Origin of the sequence: Phreatobacter sp. (genome assembly GCF_022843985.1) — a bacterium.
Lineage (GTDB): Bacteria > Pseudomonadota > Alphaproteobacteria > Rhizobiales > Phreatobacteraceae > Phreatobacter.
On the sequence record NZ_JALHMP010000038.1, the window covers coordinates 1 to 22821 of the forward strand.

At 68.6% G+C, this 22821-nt stretch carries 21 protein-coding genes; 14 read left to right on the forward strand and 7 right to left on the reverse strand.

Annotated features, from left to right (window positions below; translation table 11 throughout):
* Positions 1 to 512: 512 nt before the first annotated feature.
* Both dnaK and dnaJ read left to right on the forward strand, forming a co-directional pair.
* Positions 513 to 2411, forward strand: a complete 1899-nt coding sequence (gene dnaK, locus Q0C57_RS19265) for a molecular chaperone DnaK (RefSeq protein ID WP_296579010.1) — start codon at positions 513 to 515, stop codon at positions 2409 to 2411.
* Between the two features lie 78 nt (positions 2412 to 2489).
* Positions 2490 to 3629, forward strand: a complete 1140-nt coding sequence (gene dnaJ, locus Q0C57_RS19270; protein WP_296579011.1) for a molecular chaperone DnaJ — start codon at positions 2490 to 2492, stop codon at positions 3627 to 3629.
* Between the two features lie 91 nt (positions 3630 to 3720).
* Here dnaJ and rmuC read toward each other — a convergent pair whose 3' ends face one another.
* The 3 genes from rmuC to Q0C57_RS19285 all read right to left on the reverse strand — a co-directional run bounded on the left by rmuC (position 3721) and on the right by Q0C57_RS19285 (position 5789).
* Positions 3721 to 4902, reverse strand: a complete 1182-nt coding sequence (gene rmuC, locus Q0C57_RS19275; RefSeq protein ID WP_296579014.1) for a DNA recombination protein RmuC — start codon at positions 4900 to 4902, stop codon at positions 3721 to 3723.
* A 61-nt stretch (positions 4903 to 4963) separates the two neighbouring features.
* Complete coding sequence (locus tag Q0C57_RS19280) at positions 4964 to 5593, reverse strand: SCO family protein (RefSeq protein WP_296579018.1); 630 nt, start codon at positions 5591 to 5593, stop codon at positions 4964 to 4966.
* 7 nt (positions 5594 to 5600) lie between these two features.
* Positions 5601 to 5789, reverse strand: coding sequence for a hypothetical protein (locus Q0C57_RS19285; RefSeq protein ID WP_296579020.1), 189 nt, complete (start codon positions 5787 to 5789; stop codon positions 5601 to 5603).
* A 79-nt stretch (positions 5790 to 5868) separates the two neighbouring features.
* Between Q0C57_RS19285 and Q0C57_RS19290 the strand changes: the two genes are divergently transcribed.
* The 7 genes from Q0C57_RS19290 to Q0C57_RS19320 all read left to right on the forward strand — a co-directional run bounded on the left by Q0C57_RS19290 (position 5869) and on the right by Q0C57_RS19320 (position 14354).
* Entirely contained in the window at positions 5869 to 6903 is a 1035-nt protein-coding gene (locus Q0C57_RS19290) for a ligase-associated DNA damage response exonuclease (protein WP_296579073.1), read from the forward strand.
* The gene (locus tag Q0C57_RS19295; RefSeq protein WP_296579024.1) at positions 6900 to 8609 is read left to right on the forward strand and encodes a cisplatin damage response ATP-dependent DNA ligase; all 1710 of its coding nucleotides are present in this window, start codon (positions 6900 to 6902) and stop codon (positions 8607 to 8609) included. The genes Q0C57_RS19290 and Q0C57_RS19295 overlap by 4 nt, the downstream gene beginning before the upstream one ends.
* Positions 8610 to 8684: 75 nt before the next feature.
* Entirely contained in the window at positions 8685 to 9746 is a 1062-nt protein-coding gene (locus Q0C57_RS19300; RefSeq protein ID WP_296579027.1) for an AbrB family transcriptional regulator, read from the forward strand.
* Between the two features lie 80 nt (positions 9747 to 9826).
* Positions 9827 to 10567 carry an SGNH/GDSL hydrolase family protein gene (locus Q0C57_RS19305; protein ID WP_296579029.1) on the forward strand — a complete coding sequence of 247 codons (741 nt, stop codon included), beginning with the start codon at positions 9827 to 9829 and terminating at the stop codon, positions 10565 to 10567.
* Between the two features lie 88 nt (positions 10568 to 10655).
* A complete protein-coding gene (locus Q0C57_RS19310; RefSeq protein ID WP_296579031.1) occupies positions 10656 to 11852 on the forward strand; it encodes a cell surface protein in 1197 nt (398 codons plus the stop codon).
* A gap of 76 nt (positions 11853 to 11928) precedes the next feature.
* The gene (locus Q0C57_RS19315) at positions 11929 to 12873 is read left to right on the forward strand and encodes a DUF6384 family protein (RefSeq protein ID WP_296579033.1); all 945 of its coding nucleotides are present in this window, start codon (positions 11929 to 11931) and stop codon (positions 12871 to 12873) included.
* 11 nt (positions 12874 to 12884) lie between these two features.
* Positions 12885 to 14354, forward strand: coding sequence for a hypothetical protein (locus Q0C57_RS19320; RefSeq protein WP_296579035.1), 1470 nt, complete (start codon positions 12885 to 12887; stop codon positions 14352 to 14354).
* A gap of 13 nt (positions 14355 to 14367) precedes the next feature.
* On the opposite strand, the gene Q0C57_RS19325 is transcribed toward Q0C57_RS19320, so the two are convergent.
* The 3 genes from Q0C57_RS19325 to argB are packed head-to-tail and all read right to left on the reverse strand — an operon-like array spanning position 14368 to position 16959.
* The gene (locus tag Q0C57_RS19325; RefSeq protein ID WP_296579036.1) at positions 14368 to 15069 is read right to left on the reverse strand and encodes a pyrimidine 5'-nucleotidase; all 702 of its coding nucleotides are present in this window, start codon (positions 15067 to 15069) and stop codon (positions 14368 to 14370) included.
* Positions 15069 to 16073, reverse strand: coding sequence for a DUF1036 domain-containing protein (locus tag Q0C57_RS19330; RefSeq protein WP_296579038.1), 1005 nt, complete (start codon positions 16071 to 16073; stop codon positions 15069 to 15071). Before Q0C57_RS19330 ends, Q0C57_RS19325 begins: the two co-directional genes overlap by 1 nt.
* The gene (gene argB, locus Q0C57_RS19335; RefSeq protein WP_296579039.1) at positions 16066 to 16959 is read right to left on the reverse strand and encodes an acetylglutamate kinase; all 894 of its coding nucleotides are present in this window, start codon (positions 16957 to 16959) and stop codon (positions 16066 to 16068) included. The genes Q0C57_RS19330 and argB overlap by 8 nt, the downstream gene beginning before the upstream one ends.
* A gap of 242 nt (positions 16960 to 17201) precedes the next feature.
* On the opposite strand from argB, the gene Q0C57_RS19340 reads away from it, so the two are divergent.
* The 5 genes from Q0C57_RS19340 (at position 17202) to Q0C57_RS19360 (ending at position 22132) form a co-directional block, all read left to right on the forward strand.
* The gene (locus Q0C57_RS19340) at positions 17202 to 17903 is read left to right on the forward strand and encodes a 1-acyl-sn-glycerol-3-phosphate acyltransferase (RefSeq protein WP_296579041.1); all 702 of its coding nucleotides are present in this window, start codon (positions 17202 to 17204) and stop codon (positions 17901 to 17903) included.
* 107 nt (positions 17904 to 18010) lie between these two features.
* Entirely contained in the window at positions 18011 to 18619 is a 609-nt protein-coding gene (gene thiE, locus Q0C57_RS19345) for a thiamine phosphate synthase (RefSeq protein ID WP_296579076.1), read from the forward strand.
* Between the two features lie 201 nt (positions 18620 to 18820).
* Positions 18821 to 20005 carry a radical SAM family heme chaperone HemW gene (gene hemW, locus Q0C57_RS19350; protein WP_296579043.1) on the forward strand — a complete coding sequence of 395 codons (1185 nt, stop codon included), beginning with the start codon at positions 18821 to 18823 and terminating at the stop codon, positions 20003 to 20005.
* 94 nt (positions 20006 to 20099) lie between these two features.
* Positions 20100 to 21482 (forward strand): ActS/PrrB/RegB family redox-sensitive histidine kinase, encoded by a 1383-nt coding sequence (locus Q0C57_RS19355; RefSeq protein ID WP_296579045.1) that lies wholly within the window; start codon positions 20100 to 20102, stop codon positions 21480 to 21482.
* Between the two features lie 77 nt (positions 21483 to 21559).
* Positions 21560 to 22132 carry an ActR/PrrA/RegA family redox response regulator transcription factor gene (locus Q0C57_RS19360; protein ID WP_296579046.1) on the forward strand — a complete coding sequence of 191 codons (573 nt, stop codon included), beginning with the start codon at positions 21560 to 21562 and terminating at the stop codon, positions 22130 to 22132.
* Positions 22133 to 22160: 28 nt separating this feature from the next.
* Here the strand turns inward: Q0C57_RS19360 and Q0C57_RS19365 are convergent, their stop codons facing one another.
* The gene (locus tag Q0C57_RS19365) at positions 22161 to 22649 is read right to left on the reverse strand and encodes an MmcB family DNA repair protein (protein WP_296579048.1); all 489 of its coding nucleotides are present in this window, start codon (positions 22647 to 22649) and stop codon (positions 22161 to 22163) included.
* Positions 22650 to 22821 lie beyond the last annotated feature (172 nt).

Consider the following 22821-nt stretch of genomic DNA (forward strand, 5'->3'; position numbering starts at 1 on the left):
CCTGCGGTGCGGTGGCGCCCTGCGGCGTGGGGGCGACGGCGCCGGGCAGCTGCATCTGCGCCGCGGCACGCTCGCCGCTGGCGGCGGCGAGGGCGAGAGAGAGCAGAAGGACAGCGCGGCGCGACATGATTCATCCGGTGATGCGGAGCCGACACATAGCCTGCCGGACCGCGGCGGTCACCAACCCGTGACGCAACGGGACTCATGGCGGCGGCGATGTTGCGCCAAGGACGCACCTGCCCCGCCGGGTCGTGTGCCGAAACGTCGGTGCGATTCCTTCACAGCGATGTGACGGTGACGCTTGCGGCGCCATGACGCCCCCCCTATATCCGGCCCAACCGGCGGAAAGCGGCGATGTCTCGTGGCTTTCCGCCCTGCGATCACCAGCTTGCAAACCCCATATGACGAAGGGGTCGGCGCAGGCGGTCCGGGCGGAAATCCCTCTTCGTCCGCGGGCCGTCAGCCTCACGGGTGCTTCGGGCCCGGCCGACCCGCTTGAAAAGGAGAAGACCATGGGCAAGGTCATCGGCATCGACCTCGGAACGACCAATTCCTGCGTGGCGGTCATGGAAGGCACCACGCCGAAAGTCATCATCAATTCGGAAGGCGCCAACACGACGCCGTCCATCGTCGCCTTCACCGACGAGGAGCGCCTCGTCGGCCAGCCGGCCAAGCGCCAGGCGGTGACCAATCCCGAGCGGACCATCTTCGCGGTGAAGCGCCTCATCGGCCGCCGTTTCGACGACCCGACCGTGACCAAGGACCAGAAGCTCGTCCCCTACAAGATCGCGCGGGCCGGCAACGGCGACGCCTGGGTCGAGGTCGAGGGCAAGACCTATTCGCCCTCGCAGATCTCCGCCTTCACGCTGATGAAGATGAAGGAGACCGCGGAGGCCTATCTCGGCCAGACCGTCGACCAGGCCGTCATCACCGTCCCGGCCTATTTCAACGACGCCCAGCGTCAGGCCACCAAGGACGCCGGGAAGATCGCCGGCCTCGAAGTGCTGCGCATCATCAACGAGCCGACGGCGGCAGCCCTTGCCTATGGCCTCGACAAGAAGACCGCCGGCACCATCGCCGTCTATGACCTCGGCGGCGGCACCTTCGACGTGTCGATCCTCGAAATCGGCGACGGCGTCTTCGAGGTCAAGTCGACCAACGGCGACACGTTCCTCGGCGGCGAGGATTTCGACATGCGCCTGGTCGATTATCTGGCCGCCGAGTTCCAGAAGGAGCAGGGCATCGACCTGCGCAAGGACAAGCTCGCCCTGCAGCGCCTGAAGGAAGCCGCCGAGAAGGCCAAGATCGAGCTGTCATCCTCGACCCAGACCGAGATCAACCTGCCCTTCATCACGGCTGACGCCTCCGGCCCGAAGCACCTGCAGCTGAAACTCACCCGCGCCAAGTTCGAGGCGCTGGTCGACGACCTGATCCAGCGCACCATGGAGCCCTGCAAGAAGGCGCTCAAGGATGCCGGCATCTCGGCGGGCCAGATCGACGAGGTTGTCCTCGTCGGCGGCATGACCCGCATGCCGAAGGTCCAGGAAGTGGTGAAGCAGTTCTTCGGCAAGGAGCCGCACAAGGGCGTCAACCCGGACGAGGTCGTCGCCATCGGCGCCGCGATCCAGGCCGGCGTGCTGCAGGGCGACGTGAAGGATGTCCTCCTCCTCGACGTCACGCCGCTCTCCCTCGGCATCGAGACGCTGGGTGGGGTGTTCACGCGCCTCATTGACCGCAACACCACGATCCCGACCAAGAAGAGCCAGGTCTTCTCCACCGCCGACGACAATCAGAACGCGGTGACGATCCGGGTCTTCCAGGGTGAGCGCGAAATGGCGGCCGACAACAAGATGCTCGGCCAGTTCGACCTGATGGGCATTCCGCCGGCCCCGCGCGGCATCCCGCAGATCGAGGTCACCTTCGACATCGACGCCAACGGCATCGTCAATGTCCAGGCCAAGGACAAGGGCACCGGCAAGGAGCAGCAGATCCGCATCCAGGCCTCCGGCGGCCTGTCCGATGCCGACATCGAGAAGATGGTGAAGGATGCCGAGGCCCATGCCGCCGAGGACAAGGGTCGCCGCGAACTGGCCGAGGCGAAGAATCAGGCCGACGGTCTCGTCCACTCGACAGAGAAGGCGCTGTCCGAGCACGGTTCGAAGGTCGCCGAAGGCGACCGCAAGGCCATCGAGGATGCTCTTGCGGCGGTGAAGGAAGCGGTCAAGTCCGAGGACGTCGAAAGCCTCAAGGAGAAGACCAACACCCTGGCGCAGGTCTCCATGAAGCTCGGCGAGGCCATGTATGCGGCCCAGCAGGACGCCGCCGGTGCCGAGGGCGCCGCGCCGAAGAAGGACGACGTCGTCGATGCCGACTTCACGGAAGTGAAGGACGACAAGAAGAAGAGCGCGTAAGGCCCGAGAGGGGCTTTCCAGCGGGCCCCCGGAGCCATTCCGGGGGCCTTCGCTTGAACGGGGGCAGAAGCTGGGTCGATGTCCAAGCGCGACTACTATGAGACACTGGGGGTCGGCCGCGATGCGGACGACGCGGCTCTGAAATCCGCCTTCCGCAAGAAGGCGATGCAGTATCACCCGGACCGCAATCCCGACAATGCCGAGGCCGAGGCCCAGTTCAAGGAACTGAACGAGGCCTATCAGGTGCTGTCCGACGGCCAGAAGCGTGCCGCCTATGACCGCTTCGGCCACCAGGCCTTCGAGAATGGCGGCGGCGGCGGCGGCCATCCCGGCTTCGGCGGCGACTTCGCCTCGTCCATGTCCGACATCTTCGAGGAGCTGTTCGGCATGTCCGGCGGCCGCCGTCGCGGAGCCGGCGGGCGCGAGCGCGGCGCCGACCTGCGCTACAACATGGACATCACGCTGGAGGAGGCCTTCGCCGGCAAATCCGCCCAGCTGCGCATTCCCACCACGGTGTCCTGCGAGGTCTGTTCCGGTACCGGCGCCAAGCCCGGCTCCAAGCCGAAGACCTGCGGCACCTGCGGCGGCCATGGCCGTGTGCGCGCGTCACAGGGCTTCTTCTCGGTCGAGCGCACCTGCCCGACCTGCCAGGGCCGCGGCCAGGTCATCGAGGACCCCTGCGGCAACTGCTCAGGCGCCGGCCGCATCACCAAGGAGCGCGTGCTCTCGGTGAACATCCCCGCCGGCGTCGAGGACGGCACCCGTATCCGCCTCGCCAACGAGGGCGAGGCCGGCTTCCGCGGCGGCCCGTCGGGCGACCTCTACATCTTCCTCTCCATCGAGCCGCATGCCTTCTTCCAGCGCGACGGCCAGGACCTCTATTGCCGCGCGCCGGTCTCCATGGTGACCGCGGCCCTGGGCGGGGCCTTCGAGGTCCCGACCATCGACGGCGGCCGGGCCCAGGTGAAGGTTCCCGAGGGCACCCAGTCCGGCAAGCGCTTCCGCCTCTCCGGCAAGGGCATGCCGGTGCTGCGCTCCAAGGCGGTCGGCGACCTCTATGTCCAGGTCGATGTCGAGACCCCGCGCGCCCTCACCCGGCGCCAGAAGGAGCTGCTCGCCGAGTTCGACAAGGAGAGCTCGAAGGACACCCAGCCGGAAACAGCCGGTTTCTTCGCCAAGGCCAAGGCCTTCTGGGACGGGCTGGCCAAGGAGGGGTGAGGCCCCAGCCGCGCCGGGTCACGGGCGGGCGGCACAATCCACCTGCGTCCTTCGAGGCTGGCGGGTTCAGGGCAACTCCCCCGCCGATCCCTCACTCCGCCGCGAAGGAGCCCTTCAGCGGCAGCTTGGCGAGCGGCGGCGGGGCCGGGGCCTCGTCGAATTCCAGCGCCTCGATCCGCCCGCCGCGCTTGGCGATCTTGTCGGCGGAGGTGAGGATCTGCCCGAGATCCTCATTGGCCTGGCCGAAATGCTTCTGCAGGTTCAGAACCCGGTCGGTCAGCCGCGTGACATCGTCGAGGAGGTGCGAGACCTCCTTCTGGATGACGCGGGCCTCCTCGCGCATCCGCTCGTCCTTGAGGAGCCCTTGCACCACCTGCACCGCCAGCATCATCAGCGACGGCGAGACGATGATGATCCGGGCCCGGAAGGCCTTCTGGACAATGTCATCGAAATGCTCGTTGAGGTCGGCATAGATGCCCTCGGAGGGCACGAAGAGCAGCGCCATGTCCTGCGTCTCGCCGGGGATCAGGTATTTCTCGGCGATATCCTTGATATGGACCGTCAGGTCCTGGCGCAGCCGCTGGGCGGCGAGGCGCCGCACCTCCTCCGCATGGGCCTCACGCCACATCGTCACCGCCTCCAGCGGGAACTTGGCGTCGACGACGAGGCCGCGGCTGTCGCCGGCGAGGCGGATGACGGCATCCGGCCGCTTGCCGTTGGAGAGCGTCGGCTGGAAGGTGAAGCCGGTGCGCGGCAGGCCATCGGTCAGGATCGCCTCCATCCGCCCCTGTCCGAAGGCGCCGCGCGCCTGCTTGTTGGCGAGCACGTCCTTCAGCGTCACCACCTGCCCCGCGAGGTCGGTGAGGTTCTTCTGGGCGCTGTCGATGACGGCGAGCCGCTCGTTGAGCCGCCCGAGATTCTCCATCGTCGTCTTGGTCTGTCCTTCCAGCGACTGGCCGATCCGGGTCGACATGCCGTCGAGCCGGTCGCCGAGCTGGCGGGCGAGGTCGTTCTGCCGCGAGCCGAGCCCTTCCGCCATGGCCTTGAGGCGGCCGGTCAGCTCCGCCTGGATTCGCGCCATCTCGCCCATCCGCTCCTCGATCTCCTGCGCGTGGATGACGGCGCGCTCGGCCTCCAACGCGCGGGCGCCCGCCTGCCGGCGCAGGGCGACGAAGAGCACGGCGAGCATCAGCAGCGAGAGGCCGAGGAGGGCGAGGGCGAGTTCGCCGGCCGTGATCGCGCGGCCGCCAACGACGAGAACGATATCGGTCATGGCGGCAGTTTAGGCGATTCGCGGGCCGTCGCGGCCGGCGGAGGGCACCGGGCCTTCTGGCCTAAAGGAAGCGGCGCAGGTCCGCCGCGGCTCGCGCCGGCTCGCGGGCGACGTCGAAGGTCGAGACGAACTGGCCCTGCCGGTCCATCAGATAGACGAAGGTGGTGTGGTCCATCGTGTAGCCGCCGCCGTCCAGCGGCACCTTGCGGCCATAGGCGCGATAGGCCCGCATCGCCTGGGTCACCTGTTCCTCCGTGCCGGTGAGGCCGCGGATGGAGGCGTGGAAGCTGCCGAGATAGGTCGCCAGAAGCTCCGTCGTGTCACGGGCCGGGTCCACCGTGACGAAGATGACGTTCACCCTCGCCGCATCCGGCCCGAGCGTGTCGAGCAGCTGGGTGATCTCGAACAGCTTGGTCGGGCAGATATCCGGGCAATGGGTGAAACCGAAGAAGACGAGGCTCGGTTTGCCCTGCAGGTCCTTCTCGGTGAAGGGCTTGCCGGTCTGGTCGGTCAGCGTGAAGGCGCCGCCGATCGCCGAACTGCTGGAGGCGAGTTGGCCGCCGCGCGGCATGGTGAAATGCACCACGGCTGCCAGGACGCCGAGGCCACCGACCAGCAGGGCCAGCGACAGGATGAGGGCGACCGATCGCGGACTCTTGCGCGGCGCGGCGGGCTTGTTGGTCTGGGTCATGTCAGTCTCAGAAGCACCAGGCGAGGCCGGCGGCGAGCGTCTCGAGGAAGACCTTCGACCCTTGCGTCCACCACAGCAGGCCGGAGGCTGCCATGAGCGCGCCCACACCCAGACCCACCGCCCAGAGGGCGAGGCGCGGCGTTTCGGAGGCAGGCTGCTGAACCGTCTCGGTCGACATGGCGTTTATGTAGTCCAAGATGCGCGCCGAGGCAAAAGCCGCAGGCAATCGCCCCGATCCCCTTTTCGTGAAGACCGCCGATGCCGATATGGCCCTGATGCGCCCGGATGACCTTCTCCAGCCGACGCCGCGCGGCCTCTACTGCCCGCCGGCCGATATCTTCATCGATCCCGTCCGGCCGGTGCCGCGCGCCCTGATCACCCATGGCCATTCCGACCATGCCCGCGCCGGCCACGACCATGTGCTGGCCACCGCCGCGACGCTGAAGATCATGGCGATCCGCTACGGCGCCGATTTCGCCGGCACGACCCAGGCCGCCGCCTGGGGCGCACCCGTCGCGATCAACGGCGTCACCTTCACCTTTCATCCCGCCGGCCACATCCTCGGCTCGGCGCAGATCGCCGTCAGTCACCGGGGCCTGACCATCGTCGTCTCGGGCGATTACAAGCGTGCCGCCGACCCCACCGCCGAGGGCTTCGAGGTCGTTCCCTGCGACGTCTTCATCACCGAGGCGACCTTCGGCCTGCCGGTCTTTCGCCATCCGGACGCCGCCGGCGAGGTGGACAAGCTCCTCGCCTCCTTGCGCCTCTTCCCCGACCGCGCCCATCTCGTCGGCGCCTATTCGCTCGGCAAGGCCCAGCGCGTCATCGCCCTGATCCGCGCCGCCGGCTGGGACGCGCCGATCTATCTCCACGGCGCCGTCGAGAAGCTGACCCGCTTCTACGAGGCCGAGGGCTTCGACCTCGGCGATGTCCGCCTGGCGAAGGAGGCCGACAAGAAGGCGCTCGGCGGGGCCGTCGTCATCTGCCCGCCCGGCGCCATGAAGGACCTCTGGGCGCGCCGCTTTCCCGATCCGGTGACCGCCTTCGCCTCGGGCTGGATGCGGATCAGGGCCCGCGCCAGGCAGGGCGGCGTCGAATTGCCGCTGATCATCTCCGATCATTCCGACTGGGACGAATTGCAGCAGACCATCCGCGACACCGGCGCCGGCGAGATCTGGGTCACCCACGGCCAGGAGGACGCGCTCGTCCACTGGTGCGGGACCCAGGGGCTTAAAGCGCGACCGCTGCGGCTGGTGGGCTACGGCGACGAGGGGGAGGGCGAGCCCGTCGGAGCCGAGACGGCCACATGAACCACTTTGCCGCCCTCCTCGACCGCCTCGCCTATGAGCCGCGGCGCAATGCCAAACTGGCGCTCATCGCCGACTATTTCCGCCACGTGCCCGATCCCGAGCGCGGCTGGGCCCTGGCAGCCATGACTGGCGCCCTGTCCTTCCGCAATGCCAAGGCCGGCCTCGTCCGCGGCCTGATCGCCGAGCGCGCCGACCCGGTTCTCTTCGCCCTCGCCTACGACTATGTCGGCGACCTTTCGGAAACGGTCGCACTGATGTGGCCGGCGCCGCCCGGTGCTCCCCTCCCCCCGGACAGCGGAGGGCCGGGCGAGGGGCATTCACCAGACAGTCCCGCCGCTTTTCCGACCGGCCACAACCGCCCGCCCCCGCCGACCCTGTCGGAGGTGGTCGCCGCCCTCGGAACGACGTCGAAGGCCGCCCTGCCAGGGCAGGTCGCCGCATGGCTCGACCATCTCGACGAGACCGGCCGCTGGGCACTGCTCAAGCTGATCACCGGGGGGCTGCGCATCGGCGTCTCGGCCCGGCTCGCCAAGACCGCCGTCGCCGCCCTCGGCCCCCGCGATGCCGACGAGATCGAACTCGTCTGGCCGGATCTGAAGCCACCCTATATCGATCTCTTCGCCTGGGTCGAGGGCCGCGGCGAGCGCCCGGAAGCGCGCGATCCCGCCCCCTTCCGCCCGCCCATGCTCGCCCACGGCATCGAGGAGGCGGATTTCGACCGGCTCGACCCCGCCGATTTCGCCGCCGAATGGAAGTGGGACGGCATCCGCGTCCAGGCCGCCGCTGGCACGCTGCCGGATGGGCGGCGCGTCGCGCGGCTGTACTCGCGCACCGGCGAGGATATTTCTCCGGCCTTTCCCGACCTTGTCGCGGCCCTCACCTTCGACGGCGCCATCGACGGCGAACTGCTGGTCCTGCGGGAGGGGCGGGTACAGAGCTTCAACGTGCTGCAGCAGCGCCTCAACCGCAAGCAGGTCACAGGGCCGCTGCTGGCGGAGTTTCCCGCCCATATCCGCGCCTATGATGTGCTTTTTGCCGGAGCGGAGGACCTGCGCGACCGGCCCTTCTCGGATCGCCGGGTGATCCTCGAAGGGCTGATCGCCGACATGGCCAACCCGCGCATCGACATGTCTCCGCTCGTCCCGTTCGAGACCTGGGAGGGCCTCGCCGCGGCCCGCCGCGACCCGGGCGCGGCAGCGGCCGGCGACGATGCCGAGGCCATCGAGGGGCTGATGATCAAGCGCCGCGACGCGCCCTATCTGCCCGGCAGGCCCAAGGGTCCGTGGTGGAAGTGGAAACGCGATCCCATGGTGGTGGACTGCGTGCTGATGTATGCCCAGCGCGGCCACGGCAAGCGCTCCAGCTTCTATTCCGACTTCACCTTCGGGGTCTGGCGGGCGACGGCAACGGGCGACGAACTCGTGCCGGTCGGCAAGGCCTATTTCGGCTTCACCGACGAGGAACTCGCCCAGCTCGATCGCTTCGTGCGCAACCACACGGTCAACCGCTTCGGGCCGGTGCGCGAGGTCACCCATACGGCGCAGGAGGGTCTGGTGCTGGAGATCGCCTTCGAGGGGTTGCAGCGCTCGACCCGGCACAAATCCGGCATCGCCATGCGCTTTCCGCGCATTGCCCGCATCCGTTGGGACAAGCCGCCGGGCGAGGCCGACCGGATCGCGGCCCTGGAGGCCCGGCTGAAAGGCTGACGCCTTCGCCCGTGGCGCGGCAGGCATGCCCGGACGGCTTTGCCTGCCGGCGGAGTTCATGCGAAGCGGGGCACAATGCCTCGCATAGCCGCCGTCGCCGATGTCCTGAAGAGCTTCGTCCTGCCCTGCCTGATCGGGGCCGGCGGCGGCTATGCCTTCGACCGTCTCGGCATGCCCGCCGCCTGGCTGTCGGGATCGCTGGTCGCGGCGACCCTTCTCGCCCTCGGCGGCGCCAGGGTGGCGGTGCCCGGCCCCGTCGCCACCGCCACCTTCCTGCTGCTCGGCACCATCATGGGCGCGGCGGTGACGCCGGAGACCCTGCGGCTGATGCTGTCCTGGCCGGTCTCGATGGCCGGCCTCGCCGTGCTCGTCCCGGCCATCGTCCTCGCCATCACCGTCTATCTCGTGCGGATCGAGCGTTTCGACCGGGAGACCGCCTTCTTCGCCTCCATCCCCGGCGCGCTCAGCTATGTCATGGCCATGACGCTCACCTCCGGGGCCGATGCGCGCCGGGTCGCCGTCATCCAGAGCTTTCGCCTCGTCCTGCTGGTCGCGGCGCTGCCCGGCCTGCTGTCTCTGGCCCGCATCGGCGGCACGCCGGCGCCGGCCCCCTCTGCGGCGGGCCTCGGCCCCTGGCCGGAATTGCTGCTCCTGCTGGTCCTCTCGGCCGGTTGCGGCCTCGCCATGGAGCGGCTGAGGGTGCCCGGCGGCGCCACCGTCGGTGCCATGCTGGCCAGTGCCGTGCTGCACGCCACCGGCCTCGTCACGGCCCTGATGCCCGAACCGCTGATGATCGCCGGCTTCGTCGTCATCGGCGTGCTGATCGCCGCCCGTTTCGCCGGCACGTCGCTCACCGAACTGCGCCACCTCCTGCGCGCCTCCGTCGGCGCCTTCCTCGCCGGCATCGCCATCACCCTGGTCGTCGCGGCGGTGGTGGCCTGGATCACCGGACTGCCGCCCGGCAAGGTCATCCTCGCCTATGCCCCCGGCGGCATCGAGGCCATGGCCGTCCTCGCCTTCGTCCTCGACATGGACCCGGCCTTCGTCGGCGCCCACCATATCGTCCGCTTCGTCGGCATCGCCCTGCTCCTGCCGCTCGCCGCGCGGATCGTGCTCGGACCGCAAAGGACCGGCTGAACCCGCCCAGGGGCGTTGCAAAAGGCTGTTTTCTTCCGCTATCGATAGGCCATCAGCGATCCCGAGGTTCGGAGATGGTCTTGCCCCGCCTTCCGCATGCCGCCGCGCTGGCCCTTTGCGTGGCGCTCCTTCTTCCCGCCTCCGCTGGTGCCTCCGTCACGCAATGCACGGTGCCTTCCGTCGCCGCGGCGACGACCGGCGGCACGCTGCCCCGTACCTCGGCCCGGCTGAAGACGCGCGAACCGGTCCGCATCCTCGCCATCGGATCATCGACCACGGCGGGGGTCGGCAGCGGCGGCGCCGGCTTCGCCCACCGGCTCGGTCCGAAGATAAAGGCGCGCTGGCCGGACAAGGCGATCGAAGTCATCGTCTCCGGCGTTTCCGGCGAGACCGCCTCGGGCGCAGCCGGCCGCCTCGCCGGCGAACTCGCCCAGCACCGGCCGACACTGGTTGTCTGGCAGCTCGGCACCAACGACGCCAATTTCGGCGTCTCGGCCGAGGCTTTCCGCGCGACCGTGGGTGCGGGCCTCGCGGCCATCCGCCGCGCCAATGCCGATGCCCTCCTCGTCGATCCGCAGTTTTCGCGCTGGGCCGAGGGAAGTACGCGAACAGCCGAATTCGCCGGCATCGTCGCCAGCGAGGGGGCCCGGGCGGGCGTGCCCGTCGTACGCCGCTACCAGGCGATGTACCAGCTCGCCCTCTCCAACCGCAGCGCCTTCGACGGGCTCATCTCCTTCGACGGACTGCATTTGACTGCGGCCGGCCACGAATGCATGGCCCAGCAGGTTGCCGGCACGATCCTGCGGACTGCACGCCGCTGAGATCAGCCTTCCGTCTTGCCTTTGCGGCATGTGGCCACCACATTGACGGCGCCGGCGGCGGGCCGGTTCTGGCCTCATGAGCGTAGCGATGAACACCACCACCACGCCGACGACCACCACCACCGTCGTGCCCTCCCCGATGCAATATCTCGATCGCGCCACGGGCGTGCTGCGGGATCTCGGCCTCATGCCGGCGAAGATCGAGGAGCAGCCGATCATCCCCCTGCTGCAGAAGATTTCCGACCTCGACCAGGACCGGGTGATGATGATCGCCCGCACGCTGAACCAGGTGGGCGTCTTCAACGAGGTGGTCCGCAATCAGGTCGCGGGCATGGAGATCGGCGAGCGCTACGAACTGATCACCCAGGGCTTCAACTCGATCCGCGACGACGCCAAACGGATGGTCGAGCAGCTCTCCGACGGCAGGCTGTCGACCTTCGAGCGCCTCGAGAACGTCTGGACCAAGGTGCGCCGGGGCGATATCGCCACCCGCTTCGAGTCGATCCGCACCACCTATCTCGACGTCGCCCGGGCGACCAAGGACCAGATCCAGCGCGAGGTCACCATCCTCGACGCCTATCGCGATTTCCGTGGCGCGATGAAGCAGGCCGAGGTCCAGGCGCTGGAAGTGCTGGAAAAGGCCAATGACAAGCTGCTGGCCAAGCAGGCCGAGCTGAAGGCGGCTTCAGAGGCGGTCGCGGCCTATACCGGCACGGTCCCCGCCGAACGGGCCAATCTCGAACTCATCCGCGACACCAAGCTGCGCGAGATGCAGGACGAGGAGAAGCGCTTCCAGATCGCCAAGGACCTCTCCGACAACCTGACCATCGGCTACAACACCTCCGAGGTCATCATGGCGCGCCTGATGCAGACGACCAACGCCAAGGAGCGGGTCTATGCCCAGGCCATCTCGTTCTTCTCCACCAACGACGCCGTCCTGACCGCGCTGAAGGCCTCCTTCACCGGCCTGCAGGGCCTGCATGAATCGACCCGCACCCTGAACGAGATGAAGGAGGGTGTCTCCAAGTCGCTCGAAACCCTGTCAGAGATCGGCGACAAGGTGCAGGAGGAGGCGCTGCGCGCCGGCTACGGCCCGACCATCCGCGCCGACGCCGTGAAGAAGCTGGTCGAGAGCGTCGTCTCCTTCCAGGAGAAGTCCGGCGAGATCATCTACGAGATGCGAAAGCTCTCGACCGAAAATTCCCGGGAGATCCGCGACGCGGTGGAGGACGGCAAAAAGCGCCTGTCGGCCCTCGCCGAGAAAGGCGCGGCCCTCGGCATGTGAGGGCATTGGCCTTGCGGCCGGCGCCACCCGACCGAAGCGCCCCGCGCATCCCGCAATCTGACCGGAGGGTCAGCCGATGACCGATACCGCCGTCGCCGCCCCTCCGGCCGCGCTTCCGGTCGAGAAGCAATCCGACAAACTCGACGACATCATGCTGGCCATGGATGTCGTCGATACCCTGCGTCACGACCAGAAGGTCACCGAGCGCGAGCTGGCCGAGGGTGACCGGGCCGAGGACCTGATCGAGCGCCTGCGGGTCATCTACCGCAACCAGGGAATCGACGTGCCCGACGAGATTCTGCGCCAGGGCGTCAAGGCCCTGCGTGAGGATCGCTTCGTCTACAAACCGCCGCGCGAGAGCCTGTCGGTGAAGATGGCGAGGCTCTACGTGACGCGCGGCAGGTGGGGCAAGTGGGCGCTGGCGGCTGTCGCGGCGCTGGCCCTCGGCTTTGGCGCGCTCGCCTGGCAGGGCTATTCGGCACAGATGGAACTGACCCGCACCATTCCCGCGGCCATCACGCGCATTTCCGGCGACATCACCCGCGAGGCGACGGACGACATGGTGCGCACCCGCGTCGCAGCCCTCGTCTCCGACGGCCAGATCGCCGCCCGCGACGGCAAGACGGCGGCGGCCCGCGCCGTGGTCGCCGACCTTGAGCGCCTGCGCGACGACATCCGCACAGAATATGACGTGCGCATCGTCTCGCGGCCGGGCGAATCGACAGGGGTCTGGCGTCGCCCGCGCCGCAATCCCAACGCCATGAACTACTATGTCATCGTTGAGGCGATCGGTCGCGACGGCCGGCCGCTGTCGCGCTCCATCACGTCGGAGGAGGACGGTACGACGCGGGTCGTCACCCAATGGGGCGTGCGCGTGCCTGAAAGCCTCTACCGCCGCGTCGAGGCCGACAAACGCGACGACGGCATCGTCCAGAACGCCATCCTCGGCCGCAAGCAGCGCGGCCAGCTCGACCCGACCTGGCGCGAAGCGCTGCCAGGCGGCGCCATCACGAGCTGGTAGGAGCACCACGCATGATCCCCGGACATTCCGCCCTCGGGGGCATCGAGGGTGCCCTCGCCGAAATCCGCAAGGCCGAGAACAAGGTCAACCAGCAGCTCGACAAGGCCAATCGCGGCCAGGCCGAGGCGCGCGCCGAGGAGGCCGAGCGCTTCCGCGATCTCGCCGCCTTCCGCCTGAAGTCCGAGAGCGGGCTCGGCGGCCGGCTGACCCAGGTGGCGACCGAAGTGCGCGCGCTGCTGGCTTTGCGCCTCAACGACCGCAACAGGCTGGATCAGGACATTGCCGCTGTCGAAGCCGAGATCGACCGCATCGCCGCCGACCGGCAGGACCTCGCGCGACGGCTTGACGAGGCGGAAGAGCGCCGCGAGACCGTGGCCAACGAGGCGCAGATCGGCCTTTCCGGCAAGAGCGACTATCTCGCCGCCAAGAGCGCGGCGGACGCCGCCGTTCAGGTCGCGCAGGAATCGGAGAAGAAGGCGGCGCTGGCGGAGCAGGAACTGGAGGAGAAGCGCAAGCCCTACGAGGACGATCCGCTGTTCATGTATCTGTGGACCCGCGGCTATGCCACCCAGGCCTATGAGGCCGGCAACATCGCCCGCCTGCTCGATGGATGGGTCGCCCGCCTCGTTCGCTACAACGACGCCCGGCCGAATTACGCGCGCCTGACCGAAATCCCCAAACGCCTGCGCGAACATGCCAATCGCAGCGCCGGCCTCGCAGTCGACGCCCACGAGCGGGTGAAGGCGATGGAGAATGGCGCCTTTCTGGGAACCGGTGGCGAGGCTGCCGAGGCCGAGATCGCCGCCCTCCGCCAGGGCCTGGCCGAACGCGATGCGGCGCGCAGTGCGGCCGAAGAGCGGCACAAGGAACTGGACACCCGCGCCGAAGCCTTCGCGCGCGGCGAGGACGACCGCTTCCGTCAGTCGGTGGGCCTGCTCGCCGAAACGCTGCGCCGCGAGGACATCGACAGGCTCTATGCCGAGGCGCTGAAGACGCCCGCGCCCGAAGACGAGGCGATCGTCGGGCGCATCCGCACGCTGCGCGATGCCAAGGAGCGCTTCGAGATCGAGGCGCGCCGGATGCGCGGCGAGCTCGCAGACCTGACGCGCCGGCGCGCCGAGGTCTCGCAGGTCGCCACCGGCTTCCGGCAGCGCCGCTACGACGCCGACGGCTCGGTCTTCAACAACGACGTCGTCGGCGCCCTGCTGCGCGGCCTGGTCACCGGCGTCATCAGCGGCGCCGACTACTGGTCGCGCATGGAACAGGGACGGCGCGGCAGCCGCTCCGACAACGGCTCCTGGGGCGGCGGCGGCGCCTGGGGCGGCGGCGGATCCTGGGGCAGCGGCGGATCCTGGGGCAGCGGCTCATCCGGCGGGGGCTGGAGCGACGGCGGGTCCTCGGGAGGCGGCTGGAGCGGCGGCTCTTCGGGGGGAGGATCCTCCGGCGGCGGCGACGGCTTCGATACCGGCGGGCGATTCTAGCCGCAGGTCCGGCTCACAGGCGCAGCATCACCAGGAAGGCGGTGAGGTCGTCGGTGACGAAATCGACATGGTCGTCGTCGCGCCCCTCGAATTCCCAGGCCTCCCTGAACACCTCCCGGGTCCGTTCCGGCACCACCAGCACGGTCTTCATGCCCAGCGCGTGCGGTGCCTCAAGGTTGCGGGCAAGATCCTCGAACATCGCGGCCCGGCGCGGTTCGACGCCGTGATCCTCCAAGAACTTCTCGTAGGTCGGCCGGTGGGGCTTCGGCAGCAGTCCGGCATCGACAATGTCGAAGACGCCGTCGAAATGGTTCTCGATGCCGAGCCGGCGCGTCACCGCCGCGACATGCGAATGGGTGCCTGAGGTGAAGACGAACTTGCGGCCCGGCAGCGCCGCGATGGCGGCGCCGAGTTCGGGATTGGCCTGCAGCGGCGAATGGTCGATGTCATGCACATAGCTGAGGAAATCGTCCGGGCTCATGCCGTGCTCGATCATCAGGCCGCGCATCGAAGTGCCATAGCGCCTGTAATAGTCCTTCTGCAGAACGAAGGCCTCTTCGGTGGAGATGTCGAGCAGCCGGGCGACATAGGCCTTGATGCGCCCGTCGATCTGCTCCCACAGCGACAGATGCGCCGGGTAGAGCGTGTTGTCGAGGTCGAAGATCCAGGCCTCGACATCGGCGAAGGCAGGTCTGATTTCGGCGGCGCTGGGCATCAGGGCTCCCGGAAGCGGAGGGACGCACGGCGGCGCCCGTCGAAAGTGACAACGAGAAAATTTGCCGGCGAACCACCATGGGCGGCGCAGTCCGTCGAGCCGGTGATCTCAAACTCGCTGGTGCGGATGCAGGCCGTCACCGCACCGCCGAAGACCAGCGGCCGCCCGTCCCGCACCACCGGACGCCCCTCGGCGTCGACCGCCTCGGCGAAGGACAGGACCCGTGCCGGATTACCCTCCAGCGGCGGCTTGAGACAGGCACCCGGTCCGATGCGGAACCAGCCGCGGGTGACGATGCGGCCGGCCTCCTCGGTGCCGAGCGCCGCCATGATGCGGTGACCGGTATCGTTGCACCAGGCGAAGCCCGGCCCCTCGCCGGCCCGCAGCGCCGCCAGCAGGCGGTCGAAGATGTCGGGCAGGACGGCGGCGTCGGCGGGCAGGTTGAGGTCGGTGACGAAGGCGCGCAGCGCCGCATCGGTCTTCGGACCTTCAAGACCGTCGACCGGCCCGGGATCATAGCCCATGCGGGTCAGCAGGCGCTGGATGCCGGCCTTGCGCGCCTGCGGCAGGTCGTAATCCGCCTCTTCCGACAGGAACAGCACGCCGATACCCTCGACGACCGTCGGCCTGACCTCGACGAAGGAGGCAAGGCGGTGGGTCGCCTGGCGGCAGGTCTGCGCGCCGGCCACCAGAAAGTCACCATCGCCAATGCACAGGCTCATATGATCAGGCTGGCCGAGGCTCGCACCCGGCGCCTCGCCGATTGGGCGCGTGTGGAGGAACAGGCGCCCCGGCGCCTCCGCCGATTGCAGGATGGCGCGGCACTGGCCGGGATCGAGCCGGAACCAGCCGCGCGTCGCGGCCGTGTCGCCGACGACCACGCCGATGGCCGCTTCGGTGATCACGCTCGTGCGGTTGCACAGGCGCGTTTCCGCGGCGGCGGGACAGACGAGGACCACGGCGGCCAGGACAGCCGCCGCAGCCACGCCGATCCGCTCACGCATGGATGAGCGTGCCGGCGCCGCCATCGGTCAGAAGCTCCACGAGAACGGCATGGGGGGTCTTTCCGTCGAGGATGACGACGCCCTCGACGCCGCATTCGATGGCGTAGATGCAGGTCTCGATCTTCGGGATCATACCGCCGGTGGCGGTGCCGTCGGCGATCAGCCGGCGGCAGTCCTCGACCGAGAGCGACTTGATGAGGTTCTTGTCCTTGTCGAGCACGCCGGGAACGTCGGTGAGCAGCAGCAACCGCTTGGCCTTCAGTGCCCCGGCAATGGCCCCGGCAAACGTGTCGGCATTGACGTTATAGGTGTCGCCCTCCACCGAGGTCGCCACCGGCGCCAGGACGGGGACGAGGTCCTTGCCCAGCACGGTATCGAGAACCTTGGTGTCGACCTTGTCGGGTTCGCCGACGAAGCCGAGATCGACCGCCTTCTCGATATTGGAATCGGGATCGCGGGCGGTGCGGCTGACCTTGCGGGCCTTCACCATGTCGCCATCCTTGCCGCACAGGCCGATGGCCTTGCCGCCGGCGGCGTTGATGAAGCCGACGATCTGCTTGTTGATCGAGCCGGCGAGGATCATCTCGACGATTTCCACCGTCTGCTTGTCGGTCACGCGCAGCCCGTCGACGAACTCGCTCTTGATGCCGAGCTTGGCGAGCATCTGGCCGATCTGCGGTCCGCCGCCATGGACGACCACCGGATTGATGCCCGACTGCTCCAGCATGACGATATCGCGGGCGAAGGAACGCGCGCCACCCTCGTCGCCCATGGCATGGCCGCCATACTTCACCACGACGATCTCGTCGTCGTATTTCTGCATGTAGGGCAGCGCCTCGTTGAGGACCCGGCCGATATCGTGGGCATCGAGCGGCGTATGCGACATGAGCGGCTCCGACGGATCGCGTCTTGATCGGGTCGCGTCCGGATGCGCGACGGTCGCAGGGTCTTTACCCGATTTGCCCGACAGGGTGAAAGCTGCAAACCGCATCGCGCCCCCGCGCCATTTGCCCGACATGATCGACCTGCATGATCGGGGAAGGTGACAGGGGCGACGACACTGCCTATGTCATCCCCCCACAGGCCCGCGCGCGGCGCGACGGCCGCGCGCCACCGTGATCGGAGACCATGACCGCACTCCGCTCCCGAGCCTTCGATCTCCTTCTCGGCGGCTGGACCGCCCTGTTCGGCGCCTTGATCCCGGCGCTGCTCTGGGCCGACGCCCGGCGTCTGCGCGGCGTGTCGCGGCTCTGGGTATCCGGCGTCATGGGGCTCCTGCGCACCGTCATCGGCCTCGACCATGTCGAGATCGGCAGCGCCAACCGCCCGACCGGGCCCTGCCTCATCGTCTGCAATCACCAGTCGACCTGGGAGACCATCGCCTTCATCCGTCTGTTTCCGGACGTCGCCATCGTCGCCAAGGAGGAATTGCTGAAGATCCCGGTCTTCGGCTGGTACCTGCGTCATTCGCCGATGATCACCATTGACCGCGAATCGGGAACGCAGGCGCTGCGCCGCATGGTCGAGGGTGCCAAGGCGGCGCTTGCCGAAGGGCGCCCGGTTCTGCTGTTCCCAGAGGGCACCCGCAAGGACCCCGACGAGGCCATCGCCTTCAAGCGCGGCGTCGAACTGCTCTATGGCCGGCTCGACGTGCCGGTCCTGCCGGTCGTGGTCAATTCCGGCCGGTTCTGGGGCATCGGCAACCCGGCCAAGCGCCCCGGCACCATCACCATGTCCTGCCTGCCGCTGATCCCGGCCGGCCTCAAGGCCGGCGAGATGATGGAAAGGGCGGAAAGGGTGATGGAGGAGGAACGCAGGCGGATCGGTTAGCACGGCGGTGGCGCCTTGACTTGCCGCATGCCGCCGTCAGAGTCCGTTTGCCCCCGAGGGCCGTGAGCCCGTTTCATCGCCATCAGGAGCACGAGCCCATGACGCCTATGCCCTATCCCGACCGCTTCTACCCCGTTGTCGACAGCATCCGTTCGCTGATGGATCTCGCCAATCTCGGCGTCGGCACGATCCAACTGCGGGTCAAGGGGCTCGGCGAGGCGCAGGCCGCGGCCCTCGTCCGCGAGGCCGTCGAATCGGTCGAGGGCCTGCCGGTCCGGCTGGTCATCAATGATTACTGGCGCGCCGCCATCGCCGGTGGGGCCCGCCATCTGCATCTCGGCCAGGAGGACCTCGCCACGGCCGACGTCCGGGCCATCCGGGCCGCGGGTCTGACGCTCGGGCTCTCGACCCACGACGAAGCCGAGCTCGACACCGCGCTCGCCCATGCGCCGGATTACATCGCCCTCGGTCCGATCTTCGAGACGACGGTCAAGGCCATGCGCTTCGGCCCCCAGGGCCTCGACCGCATCGGCCAGTGGAAGAAGCGGATCGGCGCCATCCCGCTCGTCGCCATCGGTGGGATCACACTGGAACGCGCGCCCTCCGTCTGTGGCGCGGGGGCCGATTCGATCGCCGTCGTCTCCGACATCGCCAAGGCCGACGATCCCGAAACCCGGGTGCGCGAATGGCTGGCGCTGGAGCCAGCGGGAGATTGAGGGCTGACATTGGCTCGCGGCGCGAAGCCGTCGCCGATCCCCGTTGCTCGCTCTGCTCGCTCCTGCCCCTCTTCCGTCAGGCCCAGGCCTGTGCCGGGGGATGACGCGGAAGTCGCACGTTCCCCTAGCCATCCGGCCCCGGGAAAGCTACCTCACGCGGAGAGCCGCCGGACCTTCCGACCGGCGCCGAGACCCTCGCCCATGACCTTTTCCCCGCCAGGCACGGGGGGCCCGGACGATCCCGGCTTCGGAATCTATGTCCACTGGCCCTTCTGCGCCTCGAAATGCCCCTATTGCGACTTCAACAGCCATGTCCGGCATGTCGCGCCTGACCAGGCGCGCTTCGTCGCCGCCTTCGGCCGGGAACTGGCGACCGCGGCGCGGCGCACGCCCGGGCGCACCGTCTCCTCCATCTTCCTCGGCGGCGGCACGCCCTCGCTGATGGAGCCCGCCACGGTCGGCGCCATCCTCGACACCATCGCCCGGCTCTGGACCGTCGCGCCCGGTTGCGAGGTGACACTGGAGGCCAATCCGACCAGCGTCGAGGCGGAACGCTTCCGCGGCTTCCGCGCGGCAGGCGTCAACCGTGTCTCGCTCGGCGTCCAGGCGCTCGACGATGCCGACCTGAAGAGCCTCGGCCGCACCCACTCGGCCGATGAGGCCCTGCGTGCCGTCGACGTCGCCCGCCGCCATTTCGACCGCTATTCCTTCGACCTCATCTATGCCCGGCCCGGCCAGACCGAAGCAGGATGGGAGGCGGAGCTGCGGCGCGCCATCGCGGAAGCGGCCGAGCACCTGTCGCTCTACCAGCTCACCATCGAGCCCGACACGATGTTCGAGGCCCTTTACAAGGCCGGCAAGCTGGCCATGCCCGATGCGGAGATGGGGCGTGTCCTCTATGATCTGACGCAAGCCGTCTGCACCGAGGCGGGCCTTCCGGCCTATGAGATTTCCAATCACGCGCGCCCCGGCGCCGAATGCCGCCACAACCTCATCTACTGGCGATCCGGCGACTTTGTCGGCGCGGGGCCCGGCGCGCATGGGCGGCTCTCCCTCGGCAACGGCCGGGTGGCGACCTCGACCGAAAGGCACCCGGAGACCTGGCTGGAGTGCGTCGAGAAACAGGGCTCCGGCATCGTCGCCGAGGAACACCTCGCGCAGATGGACAATGCCGACGAGTTCCTGGTCATGGGCCTGCGTCTCGCCGAGGGCATCGATCTGTCGCGCTACGCGGCGCTGTCCGGCACGCCGCTCGATCCCGAGCGCATCGCCTTCCTGGCCGATCAGGGCTTCGTCCAATACCTGCCGGGCGGCCGGCTGAAGGTCACGCCGACGGGGTTTCCGGTCCTCAATGCGGTGGTCGCCGACCTGGCGCAAGCGGGCTAGCGGCGGGTCGCAACGGGGAGCGCGGCATGCCGCCGCTGGTGGCCCGCGACGGCGCGGCTTGGCTTTTGCCCGGCGAAGCGCCTAGTTTCGGAAGATGCCCAATGCCCTGCTTCCCTCGATGATCGACACCGCGCCGGCCATGCGCAGCCTGCGCCTCGAGACGCTGATCCGCCTGCGCTGGTTCGCCGTGGTCGGCCAGACCACCGCCATCGTGGCGGTCTATTGGGGCCTGAACGCCGACCTGCCGCTCGATCTCTGCCTGCTCGCGGTGGCCGCCTCGGCCTGGATCAACATCACGCTGCGCCTGCGCTATCCGGCAAACCACCGCCTCTCGCCGCTGGAAGCCGGGTTCTCCCTCGCCTGGGACATCGTCCAGCTTGCCATGCTGCTCTACCTGACCGGCGGCCTGGAAAATCCTTTCTCCTTCCTCTTTCTCGGTCCGGTCCTCATTTCGGCGACGTCCCAGCCGCCGCGGACCACGCTGCTCCTCGGGCTCCTGACCGTCGTCTGCGCCACCTTCGTCGGCTACATCCACATGCCCCTGCCCTGGGAGTGGAAGAACGATCTTCGGTTGCCGCCCCTCTACCTGATCGGCGTCTATGTGGCGCTGCTGATCTGCCTGTCCTTCATCGGCCTCTATGTCTGGCAGGTGGCCGAGGAACAGCGCCAGCTCACCGACGCCCTCACCGCCACAGAGCTCGTCCTCGCCCGCGAGCAGCACCTCTCCCAGCTCGATGGCCTCGCCGCCGCCGCCGCCCATGAACTCGGCACGCCGCTCGCCACCATCGCCCTCGTCACCAAGGAACTCGCCGGCGTCCTGCCAAAAGACGGCCCCATCGGCGAGGACATGACCCTGCTGCGCGAGCAGGTGCAGCGCTGCCGCGACATCCTCGCCAAGCTCAAGAGCCTGTCGAGCGGAGACGCGCCCTTCGATACGATGTCGCTGGCCCAGTTGATTGAGGAGGTGGCGCAGCCGCACCGCTTCTTCGACATCGCCATCACCGTCGACCTGCCCGACAAGCGCGACGGCGAACCGCTCATCGCCCGCAATCCCGGCCTCCTCTATGGTCTCGGCAACATCGTGGAGAACGCCGTCGACTTCGCACGGTCCGCTGTGGTGATCGCCGCCCGCTGGGACGAGGAGGCCGTCACGGTGACCATCATCGACGATGGCCCGGGCCTTGCGCCCGACATTCTCGAGCGCGTCGGCGAGCCCTACCTGACCCGCCGTGGCAAGGGGCGCGGCCGCGGCCGTCGGGCCTCCTCGACGGAGGATCCGGGCGAGGAGAAGGCAGGCATGGGTCTGGGTGTCTTCATCGCCAAGACCCTGTTGCAGCGCTCCGGCGCGCGCGTGACCTACCGCAACCGGCCGGGGCTCGAAACCGGCGCGATCGTCGAGGTAACCTGGCCGCGTAGCGCCTTCGGATCGGCGGCAAGCGGCGGATCGTCGCGGCTGCAAGTGGCGGCGACGCCTTGAGCTGAGAGGCCCGCGACCCTACATCGCGGGTTAAGTCAGCAGTCCGTGACAGTTCCCCTCACCGAGGAGAGAGACCGATGCTTCCGACCGAGTCCGGCGCGCAGACGCCCGAGTTTGCGCTTCCCGCGGATCGTTCCCTGCTCCTGGTCGATGACGACAAGCCTTTCCTGCAGCGCCTCTCCCGGGCGATGGAAGCCCGAGGCTTCCAGGTCACGGCGGCAGAAAGCGTCGCCGAAGGGCTCGCCGCGGTTGCAACCCGGCCGCCGGCCTTCGCGGTGGTCGACATGCGCCTCGGCGACGGCAATGGGCTCGACGTCATCTCCGCGCTGAATGAGGCTCGGCCCGACGCTCGCGGCGTGATCCTCACCGGCTATGGCAATATCGCGACGGCCGTCACGGCGGTGAAGCTCGGCGCTGTCGACTATCTCGCCAAGCCCGCCGATGCCGACGAGGTCTTCGCCGCGCTGCTCGCCCTTGCCGGCAAGACCGCCGACCTTCCGGAGAATCCGATGTCGGCCGACCGCGTACGCTGGGAGCACATCCAGCGGATCTACGAGCTGTGTAGCCGCAATGTGTCGGAAACCGCCCGGCGCCTCGGCATGCACCGCCGCACGCTCCAGCGCATCCTCGCCAAGCGCGCTCCGCGCTGAGCGCAAGCCGACGCGCCTTTGCCGCGTCCTACAGGTCCGACTGCCCCCGGGCCTGCGGGTCACAGAGCAGCGTCATCCGCCCGGCTGCGGCCCGCGCGAAGCGCAGCATCATCACCTTGCGCGTCGGGGCCGGCAGGGCGGCCGACTGGCCCTCTCGAACCAGGTCGGCGCCATGGGCATCGGCGAGAATGAGGCCGGCACTTTCCGGCAGCAGGCCAACGGGAAAGTCGGGCGCCACGGCGAAAAGCACGCGATCGGCATGGGCACGGTAGTCGCCCCATTTGGCGTCGGTGCGGAAATCCTGGACCGACGACTTGATCTCGACGATCCACAACGCGCCTTTGCGCGACAGCGCCGTCAGGTCGGCGCGGCGGCCGGATGGCAGCGGCAGTTCGGGCACCACGGCGAAATCCATGGCCGCCAGCAACCGGGTCGTGCCGCGCGCGATGGCGCGGGCCCCCGGCGACTGGCGGCCGTCGATCGGCGGGACGGGTGAAGGCATGGCTGATCCGAACATCGGGCCCATCCTGCCGCAGACCCGCCAGGAATGAAACGGGAACATGTCCAATCGCTTCCCTTGCTGCCATTTTCGTGTATAAGCCGCGCCTCCGGCCTCCGCTGCGGAAGCCGGACCGTGCCCTGCGCCCGATCGCGCTCCACGGCCATCCGACCGCGCTGGACGACATCCC

Excerpts from the sequence above, each read along its gene's own strand:
- Q0C57_RS19290 (WP_296579073.1), top strand. The coding sequence starts at position 5,869 with ATGCGCCCGGATGACCTTCTCCAGCCGACGCCGCGCGGCCTCTACTGC.
- Q0C57_RS19295 (WP_296579024.1), top strand. The coding sequence starts at position 6,900 with ATGAACCACTTTGCCGCCCTCCTCGACCGCCTCGCCTATGAGCCGCGG.
- rmuC (WP_296579014.1), bottom strand. The coding sequence starts at position 4,902 with ATGACCGATATCGTTCTCGTCGTTGGCGGCCGCGCGATCACGGCCGGC.
- argB (WP_296579039.1), bottom strand. The coding sequence starts at position 16,959 with ATGTCGCATACGCCGCTCGATGCCCACGATATCGGCCGGGTCCTCAAC.
- Q0C57_RS19320 (WP_296579035.1), top strand. The coding sequence starts at position 12,885 with ATGATCCCCGGACATTCCGCCCTCGGGGGCATCGAGGGTGCCCTCGCC.
- Q0C57_RS19315 (WP_296579033.1), top strand. The coding sequence starts at position 11,929 with ATGACCGATACCGCCGTCGCCGCCCCTCCGGCCGCGCTTCCGGTCGAG.
- Q0C57_RS19325 (WP_296579036.1), bottom strand. The coding sequence starts at position 15,069 with ATGCCCAGCGCCGCCGAAATCAGACCTGCCTTCGCCGATGTCGAGGCC.
- dnaJ (WP_296579011.1), top strand. The coding sequence starts at position 2,490 with ATGTCCAAGCGCGACTACTATGAGACACTGGGGGTCGGCCGCGATGCG.
- Q0C57_RS19300 (WP_296579027.1), top strand. The coding sequence starts at position 8,685 with ATGCCTCGCATAGCCGCCGTCGCCGATGTCCTGAAGAGCTTCGTCCTG.
- hemW (WP_296579043.1), top strand. The coding sequence starts at position 18,821 with ATGACCTTTTCCCCGCCAGGCACGGGGGGCCCGGACGATCCCGGCTTC.
- Q0C57_RS19330 (WP_296579038.1), bottom strand. The coding sequence starts at position 16,073 with ATGCGTGAGCGGATCGGCGTGGCTGCGGCGGCTGTCCTGGCCGCCGTG.
- Q0C57_RS19280 (WP_296579018.1), bottom strand. The coding sequence starts at position 5,593 with ATGACCCAGACCAACAAGCCCGCCGCGCCGCGCAAGAGTCCGCGATCG.
- Q0C57_RS19365 (WP_296579048.1), bottom strand. The coding sequence starts at position 22,649 with ATGTTCGGATCAGCCATGCCTTCACCCGTCCCGCCGATCGACGGCCGC.
- Q0C57_RS19360 (WP_296579046.1), top strand. The coding sequence starts at position 21,560 with ATGCTTCCGACCGAGTCCGGCGCGCAGACGCCCGAGTTTGCGCTTCCC.
- Q0C57_RS19340 (WP_296579041.1), top strand. The coding sequence starts at position 17,202 with ATGACCGCACTCCGCTCCCGAGCCTTCGATCTCCTTCTCGGCGGCTGG.
- Q0C57_RS19355 (WP_296579045.1), top strand. The coding sequence starts at position 20,100 with ATGCCCAATGCCCTGCTTCCCTCGATGATCGACACCGCGCCGGCCATG.
- dnaK (WP_296579010.1), top strand. The coding sequence starts at position 513 with ATGGGCAAGGTCATCGGCATCGACCTCGGAACGACCAATTCCTGCGTG.
- Q0C57_RS19310 (WP_296579031.1), top strand. The coding sequence starts at position 10,656 with ATGAACACCACCACCACGCCGACGACCACCACCACCGTCGTGCCCTCC.
- thiE (WP_296579076.1), top strand. The coding sequence starts at position 18,011 with ATGCCCTATCCCGACCGCTTCTACCCCGTTGTCGACAGCATCCGTTCG.